Genomic DNA, 13,972 nt, shown 5'->3' with positions numbered 1-13,972 from the left:
ACCAGATTGCCGGTGATGGCCTTGGTCTTTTCCACCTCGGTTGCGGCATTGGCGGCGATAGTCTCCAGGTCGCGCCGCACTGCGCCGATCTGATCCTGCACCGCCTTGACCATATCCTTGATCCGCTCGGCATTCTCGGAAGAATCATGGGCCAGATTGCGAATGTCGGTGGACACCACCACGAAACCCTTGCCAAATTCGCCGGCGCGGGCCGCTTCAATCGCGCCGTTCACCGCCAGCATGTTGGTTTGAATCGAAACCGTGGTAATGGCGTCCACGATCTTGTCAATCCGGCGACTGACCAGTTCCAGCGCGTTGATCTGGTCGCGGCTCTTGCGGGTGTCTTCCAGCCCCTTGAATACGCCTTCAACCAGTTCGTCTACCGCAGTCTTGTTCTTGGCCAGCAGCTCGGTCATGGTCTGGCATTTTTCCACCGCCTGCTTGGCCTGCTGGTCGGAAATCTGCGAGCTTTTCTCGATCTGGGCAATCGCGGCGGCGGATTCCTGCGCCCCCGCGCTTTGCTGGGCCGCACCCTTGCGGATTTGATCAATCGCGGCGGAGATTTGCGATGCGGCGCGATTGATTTCCTGCACCGCAGCCGACAGTTCTTCAGCCGCCGACGCTACTTCTTCGGCGCTCTTGGTGATGTTGGTGCTGTTCTTGAGGTCTTCGGCCAGGCCGGACAAATCCTGAGCCGCTTGCTCGGACTGGGCCAGCGCCTGGGTCTGCTGGCCGACGGTTTTAACCGCTTCTTCACAGGCTGATGATTGCTCTTCAGCAGCGGCGGCAATCACTTCCGCGCCTTTCAGCGCATCCTTGGCGGCGCGATCCGATTCCTGACACGCGGTGTTAATCTCCTGCGCGCCCCTGATGATGAGGGCCAAGTCGCGCCGCATCTGGTCGAGGTTCTGGATGATGGTTTTGCCTTTTTCGGCTTCGGTCTTGATCGCGGTCGCGGATTGATTGATTCCCGCCGAGATGGTCTTGACCTCTTCCTGAATCTGCTTGACCAGATCCTGAATTTCCTTGGCGCTCTTTTCCGAGGTTTCGGCCAGGGTGCGCACTTCATCGGCGACTACCGCAAAGCCCTTACCGTGCTGACCGGCGCGAGCGGCTTCGATGGCGGCGTTTAACGCCAGCAGATTGGTCTGATCGGCGATGCGGGCGACGGCTTTGACGATCTCGCCGATATTGGCGGCCTGCTTTTCCAGTTCCTCCACCATCTTGACCGAGCCGGCCTGTTGTTCGGCGGCAGCGCCGACGGCGGCGACGGTGTTGACGATTTCGCTGCTGACGGTGGTGGTCAGCGCTTGCAGAGTTTCCGATTTTTGCAGCGAAGCCCCGGACGCTTTCATGCTGTTGCCGATGGCTTCCGCAGCCAGGGTCGAGCCGCGCTGCGATTCCTGCGCCGCCCCGGCCGCTTCTTCCGCGCCAGCGGCAATTTGATCCATCGCCCGTTTCAGTTCTTCAACCGCAGAGGCGGCTTCGTTGATGCCGCTGGAAAGCTGGGTGGTGGCAGAGGCGATGCGCTCGGCCGCCTGCTGTTGCTTCGCCATGGTGCGGGCGCGGCGGCGTTCGGCCTCGGCCTGGCGCTGAATCTGTTGTTTCTGGCCGACAGATTCGGCTGCGCCGTTATCATCGGCGACAGCGACGGGCCGGTTTTGCACTTTTTTCACCAATGCCATGATGTCCTCCAACAATGCTCATTAGGGGTTGAAAAGCAACAACTTGAAATAGCTAAGTTTTCTCGCATTCCCGCGAGGACCGCAGCAGACCCAGGTTTTCGGCTAACCCGTCGTGGTTCTGGTCTGTTGCCACGATCACCACGCCATCGTGCGGTGGGGTGAAATCGGCAGGCAGTTCGGCAGGGTCAGCCACCACCGCTACCAGTGGCGAATCGCTTTTTTCGCGCAGATTAACGATGGCGCGGAGCAGTTCCGGGGTCGCCGCGCTCCAGGACAGGATGATCACGTCCGGGCAGTGCATGATCGCCTGCCGTAAGCCGTCGTCGCAGTCGGACGCATTGCCAATCAGATCGAACCCCGGCAGGGCAGCCAGTCCGGCCAAATTCAGCGCCGGGTTTCCTTCATGCAGCGCCACCGTGAGCAACCGGAGGTTGCGGCGGGCGCTGGCGGGTTGCTTCATTGAGGGGGTTCCCTATGCAAATTTGCGATAGGTAACATGATTACGCCGCAAACTCGCCAGAGCTATCAGGGATACCCTGATTTGAGCGGGTGGAATTCCCTGATTAAAAAGCAGGCGTTGATTTTTGGCTCTTTGGGAGTTCCCGGTATCGTAATTACATTGGGTAAACCCCCGGCTCTGCCGGGGAGACAGTAAAAGTTTGACAGTTCCGGGAGTCCCTCAGGAGACTCCACGCCGTGAGCCGCCAAAGCACACGATGAGGAGAATCCTGAGGGACGGACCAGAAAGCCTAAGCCACCAGCCCTTTCAAGGTGTAAAAATACAACATTGAAAATCAATAAGTTGAATTTAACCTCGAACTCTCTTCTTAGCCAAACCCGATGTTAGGCCGAGTCGGGTAACAGAGAATCAGACGGTTACGTCAACCATCAACTGAGCACCTTGAAAGGGCTGGCCTAAGCCACTCAACTTGGGAGTGCAAATACCCTGTTGTATTTATTCCAAAGTGTCGTCGTCGGACGATCTATGAGCAACTAAGACGACCCTTAGGAGAAGGGTTTCACCGGTTAGCTCGGTAGAAGGAGAGCGCGATTGATGAAGGTCATTTGCTGCTGGATCATGGGCCTATGTTGATTGCGATCCCGCCGAAGTGTGCGGTATCGCAAGTGATTGGGTTTATCAAGGGCAAAAGTGCGATCCACTTGGCACGGGTGTACGGGGAGCGTCGGCGCAATGTTACCGGGCAACCCTTTTGGGCACGGGGCTACTTTGTTTCGACGGTGGGTCGGGACGAAGCAGTGATTCGTGACTCCATTCGCCGCCAAGAAGAAGAGGATCGCCGGTTGGATCAACTCAACTTTTGGCCGGACGAACCCCTTTCAGGTCGGATTGCGCATTAACGTCGCTTCCGGCAACAAGGCATTCAACCAGTCATCGAGATGCTGATCCAGCATCCAGTGCGTCAACACCCAAGTTTGCAACTCGGCCCCCATGGCGATGCTGGCCTCAGGATTATGGATATGCTCGCGGATCGCCTTAATCCAGGCGTCAGGGTTATTGGGTGTGCGAGTCACCGGTGCATTTTGGTAGGGCAAAATGTCCGTGCAGACCACCGGCCAGCCCAAGACGCCATACTCCAGCAAGCGCAGATTGCTCTTGGCCCGGTTAAAGCGATGATGTTCCAGTGGGGCGACCGCCAGATCGAGATCCAGTGCGGCCAGCGCTGCGGGATAGGCATCAAACGGTGTGCCGGGATGCACTTCGGCCACCCAGGGTCGGGCGGCATCGAGACATAATCCCATGAATACCCAGTCCACTTCGGCAGCAGTCGCCTCGATCACCGGTTGCAGCAACGCCAAATCGCCGGCGTGGTGAATGCCGCCCGCCCAGCCGACCCGGGGTTTGCGATGCTCTTGACGAGGGACGTGCAGACCGGCCCAGCGTGAGCGCTCCAGATAATTCGGCATCACCCGGATATCGGCAATCAGGCCGCGCAAGGCTTCAGCAATGGGTTCGCTGGTGACTACGGCGCGATCACACCCGGCCAATCCTTGCCGCAACCGCGTTTTGATGTCCTTGCCCAGATATTGCCGCGCCGGGTGGTTCGCCGGCAAGGCGAAGACCAGGTCATCCAGGCCGAATACCTTGAAAAGGTCTGGGTTGAGTTGGGCGTAGACCTTCAATGCCGGCAGTTGCCAATCGGTGAAGGCATTTTGTAGCAGCAGCACCTGAGCCTTGATGCGGCTCAGTTCGATGGGTTCAGGCATGAAGCGGCGTGGGCTTTGCCCATCGGGCAGCAGCAGGCTGCGGATGCGTGCATGGCGGGTCAACTCGCCGATTGGGCCACTGACCCGATAATGCCCGACCCCGGCGTCGTCGCAGGGCAGCGCGACCACTCGCGACAAGGGGTCAAATTCGGGATGCCAAAGGGCATCCATCGCCTCATCCAGCCGCCAGTTGCGGTGGCGCAGGCTCAAATGCCGGTTGTACGCCGGATCGTGGATCAGACGCGCCCGCCATTTCTCAATCAGGGCAAACTGCTCGCGCCGGGTGTGCGCCAAACGCTGGATATCAACCTCGGATTGCAAGGTGCTGGAACCATGATGGATCAACGTGACCGATGGCGACCAGACAATCCGGTAACCCCGCGTACCCAGCTTCAGACAAAAATCAACATCGTTGAACAGCACCGCAAAGTCACGCTCATCGAGACCACCAACCTCGAAGAACACCTGCCGCCGCACCAGCAGGCAGGCGGCGGTAGCCGCCGAGAAATTCTGATTTAACTGAGCGCGGCCCATGTAACCCGATTTCCCCAAAGGCAGCCCGACGCCAATATGGTCCGCTACGCCGCCCAACCCGACAATGATGCCCGCGTGTTGAACAGAGTGATCGGGATAAATCAGCCGACCTCCGACCGCGCCCACGTCGGGCCGCAGACCGATAGCCACCAGAGTTGCCAGCCAGTCATCACGCAAAATGACCGTATCATTGTTCAGCAGCAGCAAAAACTCGCCCTGGGCCAACTGGGCAGCATGGTTGTTAATCGCTGAATAGTTGTATTCGTCGGGATAGGGGATCACTCGAACCCGGGCATCCTGTCGCGTTTGCTGTTGCAGGTAATCCAATACAGCCGGTTCATCGCTACGATTATCCACAATCAGCACTTCAAAATGCGGATAGCGCGTCCTCGCCAGCAGACTATCCAGACAGGACTGAATCAGGTCGAGGCGATTGCGAGTGGGAATGATGATCGAAACCAGCGGGGTTTGCGTCAGTCGGTAATTCACTCGGAAGGTTCCGGGCAGGGAACCGGCATTGACCGTCGCAGCGAGGTTCTGGCGTTGCAGGTGCCCGCTGAGCAGGGGCAGGGCGTCCCGGGCAAAAGCCGGCCAGTCTACCGGTGCTGTTTCGGGCTGATGAAACACCATTTCATCAATGTGCCCGACCGCCGCTTCGCCGAACTGCTCGAAACAGCGCAATGCGGCGGCATAATTCAGTAACAGTCCGGGGCGTAACTCCACACTGGGCAGACTTTCCCACAATTCTCGATGCACCAGACTGGCGTGGCCGATGTAGCCGCTCGAACGCAATAAATCCAGATTGGCGTCCGGTTTGAATTGCGGTCGACTCCAATATTCCTGGTCCAGCCGTTGTCCTACCACATCCTCATCGGTGTAAACGAACCGCCATTCGGGATGACGACTGATCAATTCCACCGCCAGATTGATGAAGACGGGTTCCAACTGAATGCCGGGATAGCCGCACCAGAACCATTCCGCTGGTGATTGCCGCGCTTGATCCGCCAGGGCATTGCTCAGTTCCTCCCAAGAATTGAGGCGAATCCAGCTTAACTCGTCCATCTGCGCAAATTCTGGCGATGGGCAGGCGAAATCAGCGATCACCGTTAAGCGCCATGCTGCCAGGGTTTGCTGGGCCAGCGAGATTAGGGTCGATCCCAGCAGTGCGCTCTGCGATGCAGGCAAAACAATCAACCAATGGATCAACGGCAATGTCGCTTGGTGCTGGGTCAGTTCCAACAGATGGCGGCAGGCGAGATCATCCCAGCGGTGGCGCTGTAGCCAAGCGTTGTAATTGCTGTAGTCCTGCTCGGCTGGCGGAGTAGCAGCAACGCAAGTGCGAAACAATGCAGCCAGATCATCGGGAATATGCGCCGGTTCGTTAGGTGCGTCCGCCAGTAATCGCAGATAATCACGGAGATAGTCGAATCGTAAGCGTTCACCGGCTCCTCCCAATCCCTCCCCACTCAGGAGAGGCGGAACCAAGCAACTGATTGTTGCGTAAGACTCCCTCTCTTTTAACGGGGGATGACTAGGGTAAGGGAGTGAAGGTTTATAATCAGACGGAGATTCATCAGCAGCCTTTAGCACGTCTATACCATGGCGTTGAAATACCCCTACCAAGTCCCGCCAAGGCTCTCGATCATCCAGCCAAGTATCAATTAACTTGCAATTTGTATATTTTGCCAGCGCATGATAAGCGTCAGGATAAAAACGATAGCAGTCCACAGGATATCGATGGATAGGTCCTGCCGAAGGAGCAATTAGGAATATAAATCCATCGGGTTTAAGTACTCTAACCATCTCTGTAAATATCATCCAAAAAAATTCACAATGTTCAAATGTTTGACCCGATATAACGATATCAATTGACGCATCATCCAACGGTATTTTGTTAGGATCTTTAATGACGATGGATACGCCATGGCCTTCTTGGATGTCTGTACTCAAATAAATAAAATTTTTCTTTCCAAAAATGCTTTTATAGCTTCCATTTATATCTATGCCACCTACATCAAGAACCACGACCTGTTTCTGTTTTTCAATGTCGGAGGCATTGATATATTTTAAGTAGCATTTCTGCATATTTTCCATAGAACTTGTATGCATGATGTAAAATTTCCAAGTACGATATTTGAGAGTAATTGATAAAAAGATGGTAGTCCTACAACTGTCTAAAGCACTACTGGGAAGTCGAAGATCGAGGGGTATGAATGCATTTGTCGAATTCTGCGGTTGGCGTTGCGCCAGACGGCACGGGAGGCGAAATACCGCTAGCGAAATACTGCTTTCGTAGTGCCATGAAGAAATCATTCCACACTGCCGTACCGGTTTGCCAAGGTTGTATCCAGCTCCAGAAGCGGCCAGCCAACCGTTCGGGGAAAGCGCCCAAATCGGTGGCGACAATGGGAAAACCCGTTTGCAGACAAGCGCTCAGGGCATAGCAATAGGTCTCCGGCCACTGCGCCGGGAACCAGATAAGATGGGGATTGAGCGCCGCCAACCGCTCTGATAACTCTTCATCAGCATAGGAGCCGTAGATTCGTAGCAGGCTGTTCGGTTCAACCGCCAAATCGCGGTACCCATAGCCCAACAGGTGAAATGTCAGGGGCAAAGCGCGCCGCCTAGCGTCGATCGCGCAAGCTTCCAGCACATCTGCGCCCTTGGCTTGACTGAGCGCACCCAGAACCACAATTCGCAACGGTTCAGTCGCGGCCAATGGCACCGATGAGGGTTGTTGATCAATTGACCTGGTTTCAGGATGTGGGGCAAAGACAAGATGAGCTGCCGGTGTATAACGTAACATCCGCTGCTTGACATCCCGCGTTGGCGTCAATACCCGGTCAGCGGCGTTCAGCAATTGAAGGTGGCGGGTCCGCCAATCCTGAATGGTCGTGTCCTTGATCACCGGTTCGGTCGTTTGTAAACAGCGGTTGCACTCTGCTTCATCCGGCTCGCCGCAATAACGGCCCGGCGCATTAAACAAATTGATACGTGGGCATATCGGATAATAGTCATGCACAGTATAGTCATACGGTATTCCCAAATTCTGTGGCAATTGCCAGACGCAATTATCTACTCCCAGCAAATGATGAAAGTGGATTCTGCTCACATGCAGAGTGCGCAACACATCGCACAGCAAGTCATAATCGGCCGGCAATGCAAAATGCAGATCCAGAATTTCTCCATCCCGGAGCCAGCGTAGGGCATGAATGTGATCGGCAATTGGGTAGAGCAACAGAGTTTGCATCCGCCCGCTCAGCAACCCTGCCAATTCCCGAACGTGCTTGAGGGTGCCACCGCCAAGGTTATGGTTGATGAACAACACAATAGGCAGGTTACTATTGAGCAGCCGGGCGGCATCTACCGCCTGGCGCAGGGGTTTGGCCGGATCGGCGACGATATACGACTGGACGGCGGCTTCATAACCGGGATGTATCCGCCGCAGCGTGGCTATCGCCTGCTGCTGGAGAAGATCACGGCCATCTCCAAAACTGACGCCGCCTTGGTGATAGACAAAAACATCGCCGCAGAGCCGATGGCTCCAGCCAGCGACTATGGCGCGCATACAAAAATCATTTTCCTCGCCGTAGCCTTTGCCGAAGCGGGTTGCATCGAACAGACCCACCGCGTGCAGGCAATCGCGGCGAATGTACATGCAAAATCCCACCGCAGTGGGAATAGATACGGACTGCCCAGGATTGACGCGCCGAAACAACGCATCCAGCGCTTCCACCGTATAACCGGGCGGCAGGGCGTTATCCGCACAAGTTTGCGGATAGCTGCAAATGGTAGCGTTATTGGAAAAGGGTGTGACGGTTCCGATATCCGGGTTGCTGTAGGCACATGTCCTCAACCGATCCAGCCAGTCTCCTGCAACCTCGGTATCACTGTTCAGTAGCACGATATCGCGTTCTTCGTGCAGAGCCATACCGCGATTAACGGTTTGCACAAAGCCTAGATTCTGTTCATTACACAGTAAGGTAATGTGTCCAGCCGTCGCCAGTTCGCGAAGATAGTCGGTCAGTGCCGGTTCGGGACTGGCGTCATCAATCACGATAATTTCATGGGGGACACTCAGCTGACTGCGCAGGACACTGGATAAACAGGCTTGGGTTTCAGCCCGCCCGCAATAGACGGGAATAATGATGTCGACGAGTAAGGCCGATGCCCGTGATGTCATCTCGCTGGCGTCAGACGCGACTCGGGCTTCGACCAGCAATTGATAGGTTAGCGCGTCAGGCTGTGCCAACAGAGTCTCTTGGAGGAGGGGCGGGAGACGATCCAGCCGGTCGTGAAACTCTGAGGACGCCAAGTCCAACGTCACGCTATCCTGGCGGCAGATCGCGAAGTCATGTGCGATCAACCAGCGCTCCAGGGATTGGCGAGTAAAAAATCGCAGGTGAGTTTCGTCGAGCAGTCCCTCGGGGCGATAACAGAATTCGCCCGTCAACAATTCTGCAATCAAACCCGCATAGGCGATATTGGGAATAGAAAGCAGCAATCGGCCATGCGTAGCAAGCAATGTTGCCGCCTGTACGAGAATGCGCTCTGGATTCCGCAAGTGTTCCAGGATGTCAGCGCAGATGATGTAATCATAGTGCGCGCCTGGAAACAGCTCGGGTAAATATGCTTGCTCCAGGTCGGCAATGGCTAGATGGCGATACCAGGGAGCAGCCAAGCGCACCGCCGCCGGATTGTATTCTACGCCATCAACCTGGCAGCCAAGTCTTTCGACAAGATAACGCCCCAGAATGCCCGGACCACAACCTATATCCAACACGACACTGGCCGGACGTACCCAATGGGCGATGCGGGTCAGGGAGTCCTGGCTGTCTGGATCGAGAGAGCGAAGATAGAGATGTGGCGTAGGATGACGCTCCATTGGTGTCGCTCCAATGAGGGGAATATCCGCACAGGCCCACCCGTTGGGGGTGGGCAACCTGGGAGCGGTATGGATCAGAACTCGAAGCGGATTCCAACGGTGACGCTATGATCCGTATAGTCCTGCTTGCCGAGGGTGGCTTGATAGAACAGGAAGCTCTGTACGCCGTTGCTGAATACCGCACTGGCGCCGGCCCCCACCAGGAAGTAGTTGGGGTCCTGTTTGTCGGACTGGTAGGTGAAGGCGTTGCTCCCGCCAATCGGGTCGGCCAGCAGCCAGCCGCTGATGGGCACCGAGTTGCCTTCAAACTCATGCAACCAGTCGGCGCGCAGCCTGGGAGTCAGGACGCCCCAGGACATGCTGAGGGTGCGGGAAATCTCACCGCCCAGACTAAAGGTCAACGACTTGAGGGTGTTGTCCTGAACACGCAAACTGAAGACATCCGCGCCGCTTTCATCGTAGCCGTCGAGGGTGGCTTTGAGGTAGTTCAGGTGCCCGGAGAGGGTCGCCTGGATACCTTGGTCGAACTTCAAGTCGTAACCGCCGCCGAGGCTGGCACCCCATTGCTGGGCGTCCGGACTAGCGCTGGCAATAAACCGTTCGCGGGTCACGCCAGGGATGAAGTAGTCGATGTTGCGCTGCATGTCGAAGCTGCCCCGGCCATACAGCAACACGCCATCCAGGAACACGTTGTCGCTGAAGAAGTAGTTGGCGTAACCAGCCAGGGTATAGCCGCTGCCGTCCAGGTTGCCGCCGCTGCCGCCTAGATCGGAACTCGTGGAGGAGTAGCCCAATGCGAAACCGGCGATAAAGCGGTCAGTGAAGCGGTAGTCCACGCCGCCGGTAATGTCATAAGCATCGTAGTCAAAGTTGGATTCCTGGGTGGTGCGGCTCTTATCGCCCCGGCTCATGGAGCCATTGACGAAGACGCCCAACCGACCGCCCAGGTCCACGCCGGGTTCATCGCCGGCGCCGCCGCCTTTTTGGCGGGTGAAGGTCTTGGACAAAGTGCCAGCGGGCAGGGCTTGGCCGTTCTGGTTGATGCTGAGTCCGGACAGGCTGACACCGGTCCTGCCGTGCCGCAACTCGGCCAGTCGCGACAGAACATTACCCAGTTGCCGGGTGCCGAAGTTTTGGCCGAGATTGGCGGCTTCGGTGTTGTTGCGCGGGGTAAGCTGGTTCATGACGAACTTGGCATCGTTCGGGTTGGTAATCTGCATCAACTGGCTGCAACGGAACAGCAGTTGTTGGGCCGCTACGTTGGGCGCGCCGTTCTGGTAGAGGTTTGCGCAGGCGCGATCCATGTAGAGGGCCATGGCGCCTTCCGGCGTGGTGGGGTCCTGTACGATAGGCGCCAGACCAACCGCGAGGGTGAATGATGCGATCTTCGGTCCGCTCTGGGTGTTAACCGTGGCGGTGATGCGGTAGTTGAACTGCTGGCCGCCGCTCTCAAACTGGTTGCTGGCGATGCCGTCGGCTCCAGTGATCGTCTGATTGGCGCGCAGTCGGCCCGTCACCGTACTCGGGAGTGGCTGTCCATCCGTCGTGGTCACCGCCCAGTTCACAGGGGTGTTGGGTTGGGGTTGCGGCCCTTCGCTGAATTTCACCGACAGCGTCACGGTTTGATTCGGGCCGGCGCTGTCCGGCGCTTGCACTCTCTCCAAGGTGCCGTCTTGCGGTTGGGTTTTTACCTCGAATGTTAGGGAAGAGGACGATTGCGTTTGCGGAATCGGCTTGGTGCTATCGCTAATAGTGGCCCGGAAATAGTAAGCCCCCCCTTCGCCAAAGGTGTAAGCAGGCGAGGTGGGCGAAGTCGTTTGTCCAAACGAGGTCCACGACAGGCCATCCCGGGAGAATTCCCAGTTGTAGATATACGGCGCGACGCCGCCTGCCGCGCTGACCGTGAAAATGATCGAATCTCCCGGATTATATGTATCCTTGCCGTTAGGAACTTTAGCAAAGTTGGCCACTTGCAAAGAAGCCACGTTGATCGCGCAATCGATGGTGTTGTTCGCCGATTGTTGAGGTGATGACGAATCGGCGGCACTCAGTGCGACTGTGAATGAACCGGTCTGGTTGAAGGTCACATCGGCCAGAGTTTTATCAGCGGCGGTGGTTGGATTCGTCACCGTACCCGCCGGTGCTGACCAAGTGAAGGCATAAGGCGGGATGCCGCCTTGCGCTTGACCGGTCAGGGGAATCGGTTCGCCTTGCCGACCCGTGCAGGAACGGGTGATGGCTACCGATAGCGGGTCCGCAGGTGCTGGAACCTCGATAAATGTAGCAATCACATTTTTGTCGGCGTTCATCAACACGGTGCAGGAGTTAACCGTTCCACTGCATGACCCACTCCAGCCGGAAAATTCCGACCCCGGAGCCGCAATAGCCGTCAGATTGACTGCGGTGTTAAGGTTGTAAAATTCCGTACAGTCAAAACCGCAATCGATGCCTGGTGGGCTGCTGGTCACGACCCCGCTGCCGGATCCACCCCGGGTCACAGTCAGGGTCTCTGCTGGTGCTGGCGCCGGCACTGCTAATCCTGCCGCAAACAATCCTCCCAACAGGAGCAATCGAGCCTGTTTGTCCAGAGCAGGTTGGTGTTGATGGTGAGACATTACATTGTTCCTTGTTATGCGAGTTTTCAAAAAATATTAGATAGTAGACTATAATTTATCCAAATAACTGATAAAAAATATCTACCTTGTGTATCGTAATCAATATAGCGATTAAAGAGATTCTTTATCTACTGTCAAGGCTATAGTGATTAATTTTTTGTTTAGCATGGTTTTCGTATTTTTCAAGTGTGGTAATCACTACGACAAATAGTTGGCTTTTGTCATCTTACTCTGTACATGACAAAAATTAGCTTGAAGGGTAAAAATTATGGGGTTCTTCGCGGGCTGTTGTGAAAACCGGGTCTTCGTGTCTCATCAATAAGACTTTCGGCGGATTGCTCATCAATAATAAATTGATTTTCATCGGTATTAATCCCACCACGAGGCTGGCGCAGCGGGTCACCATCCGTCTTGAGAGACCTTCTCCACAAGAACACTCGAAGAACCTTAAAGAATCACAGAAAAATTTACAGGAGGAGAAATGCTGAGTATCGCTCCGTCTTCCTGAAGATCCGGATATTGGCTTGCTAGGTGCGGTAGTTCGGTTTGCGAGCATAGACGGAGCTATTACTTTGCCACAGTTGTTAGCGTTTTCGGGAAGGCGCGAGAAGGGCGAAGGCGAGAGCGGGGGCGTGGGGCATGGGTGCAGTCCTGTCAGAGTGAAGGGGTACACTGTAGCCCACTGTCTTTTCTCTTGGCCGATGATTCCTGCCGCCCTTCACGCTGCGTAACCGCCATGACCCCTGCGATTGTTCTTATCTTCGGCCTATAGTCTATCTGGGTATGATCCTTGGTGGGTTACCGTTCCTGCAACTCGACCGCACCGGGGTGGCGCTGTTAGGAGCCATTGCACTGGTGGGGATAGGGGCGGTGAGTCCCGAAGCGGCGGTGCAAGCACTCCACCTGCCCACACTGATCCTGTTGTTCGCGTTCATGGTGCTTTCGGCTCAATTGCGGCTGGGGGGCTTTTACGCGGTGGTCACCCGCCGCTTGGCGACTTTGCCGCTCAAGCCGCCGCTGTTGCTGGGGGCACTGATTCTGGGGGTGGCGGCGCTGTCGGCGGTATTCAGCAACGATATTGTTTGTCTGGCGGTGGCGCCGGTACTCATTGACGCCTGCCGACGGCGTGACCTCGATCCGATGCCTTACTTGTTGGCGCTGGCCTGCGCGGCCAATATCGGATCCGCCGTGACCCTGATCGGCAATCCGCAAAACATGTTGATCAGCGCTACGCTGCGGCTATCCTTCGGCAGCTATGCGAGGGAGGCCATCGTGCCGGTGCTGCTGGGTTTGCTGGCGACCTGGGGGATCATCGTGGGGCAGGTGCGCGGGCGCTGGATCGTGCCACAGGCAGCGGGTGAGGCTATCCCGATACGGCGGGCCGAGGAGGAGTTACCCGCGTTCAATCCTTGGCAGAGCGCCAAGGGGCTGGCGGTAGCTGTGGCGCTGCTGGGGGTGTTCCTGTTCACCCCGTGGCCGCGTGAAGTGGCGGCGCTGGTTGGCGCGGGGGTGCTGCTGACCTGCCGCAGGCTGCACTCGCGTCACATGCTCGGGCTGGTGGACTGGGAGTTACTGGTGCTGTTCATCGGCCTGTTTGTGGTCAATCACGCTTTCCAGCATACCGGGCTGGCGACCGATGCAATTTCTGGCCTGGCGGCGGCGGGTGTGCCGCTTGACCAGCCCGTACCGCTGTTCGCGGCCACGGTACTGCTCAGCAATTTGGTCTCCAACATGCCGGCGGTGATGCTGCTGTTGCACACCGCCACCCACCCCCAAGCCGGTGCGATTCTGGCGCTGGCCAGTACCCTGGCCGGTAATCTGCTGCTGGTGGGCAGCATCGCCAACCTGATCGTGGCCGATGCAGCGGCTCGGCACGGTCTCCGCATCGACGGGCGCACCCACGCTCGCGTGGGGATTCCGGTGACGCTGGCGACCCTGACTATTGGCGCCGGGTGGATCGGGGGGTGGCTGGCCTTGGGTACTCTATAGCTCCGGGCTAACCCGGATCAGCGGATAAAGCGACGAGG

The 13,972-nt window shown here is 56.7% G+C and carries 6 protein-coding genes and 2 pseudogenes; 2 read left to right on the top strand and 6 right to left on the bottom strand.

The features are described from left to right. Positions 1–1,685, bottom strand: a 1,685-nt coding sequence (locus BN874_RS04850; RefSeq protein WP_034431243.1) for a methyl-accepting chemotaxis protein, incomplete at its 3' end; no start/stop codon positions are given. Between the two features lie 52 nt (positions 1,686–1,737). Further along, positions 1,738–2,145 carry an ANTAR domain-containing protein gene (locus tag BN874_RS04845; RefSeq protein WP_034431241.1) on the bottom strand — a complete coding sequence of 136 codons (408 nt, stop codon included), beginning with the start codon at positions 2,143–2,145 and terminating at the stop codon, positions 1,738–1,740. 407 nt (positions 2,146–2,552) lie between these two features. Between BN874_RS04845 and tnpA the strand changes: the two are divergent. Next, positions 2,553–3,044: pseudogene (tnpA, locus tag BN874_RS22180) on the top strand (IS200/IS605 family transposase). Here tnpA and BN874_RS04835 read toward each other — a convergent pair. The 4 genes and pseudogenes from BN874_RS04835 to BN874_RS04825 form a co-directional block, all read right to left on the bottom strand. Further along, positions 3,024–5,930: a glycosyltransferase gene (locus BN874_RS04835; protein WP_230314332.1), complete on the bottom strand. Its 2,907-nt coding sequence runs from the start codon at positions 5,928–5,930 to the stop codon at positions 3,024–3,026. The pseudogene tnpA and the gene BN874_RS04835 sit on opposite strands and share 21 nt — an antisense overlap. Positions 5,931–6,224: 294 nt before the next feature. Beyond that, a pseudogene (locus BN874_RS26340) lies at positions 6,225–6,530 on the bottom strand (methyltransferase domain-containing protein); the annotation flags it as partial. 97 nt (positions 6,531–6,627) lie between these two features. Then, positions 6,628–9,330 (bottom strand): methyltransferase domain-containing protein, encoded by a 2,703-nt coding sequence (locus BN874_RS04830; RefSeq protein ID WP_051497423.1) that lies wholly within the window; start codon positions 9,328–9,330, stop codon positions 6,628–6,630. Positions 9,331–9,404: 74 nt separating this feature from the next. Next, on the bottom strand, positions 9,405–11,945 hold the full coding sequence (locus BN874_RS04825) for an autotransporter domain-containing protein (RefSeq protein ID WP_034431239.1): 2,541 nt from the start codon (positions 11,943–11,945) through the stop codon (positions 9,405–9,407). Between the two features lie 783 nt (positions 11,946–12,728). Between BN874_RS04825 and BN874_RS04820 the strand changes: the two genes are divergently transcribed. Beyond that, entirely contained in the window at positions 12,729–13,934 is a 1,206-nt protein-coding gene (locus BN874_RS04820; protein WP_195912104.1) for an anion transporter, read from the top strand. The last annotated feature ends 38 nt before the right edge of the window (positions 13,935–13,972 follow it).

Origin of the sequence: Candidatus Contendobacter odensis Run_B_J11 (genome assembly GCF_000531125.1) — a bacterium.
GTDB lineage: Bacteria > Pseudomonadota > Gammaproteobacteria > Competibacterales > Competibacteraceae > Contendibacter > Contendibacter odensensis.
This window is presented reverse-complemented; position numbering and strand designations above follow the sequence as displayed.

Bases quoted from the DNA above. Each gene is read 5' to 3' on its own strand.
- BN874_RS04820 (WP_195912104.1), top strand. From the start codon at position 12,729: ATGATCCTTGGTGGGTTACCGTTCCTGCAACTCGACCGCACCGGGGTG.
- BN874_RS04845 (WP_034431241.1), bottom strand. From the start codon at position 2,145: ATGAAGCAACCCGCCAGCGCCCGCCGCAACCTCCGGTTGCTCACGGTG.
- BN874_RS04830 (WP_051497423.1), bottom strand. From the start codon at position 9,330: ATGGAGCGTCATCCTACGCCACATCTCTATCTTCGCTCTCTCGATCCA.
- BN874_RS04825 (WP_034431239.1), bottom strand. From the start codon at position 11,945: ATGTCTCACCATCAACACCAACCTGCTCTGGACAAACAGGCTCGATTG.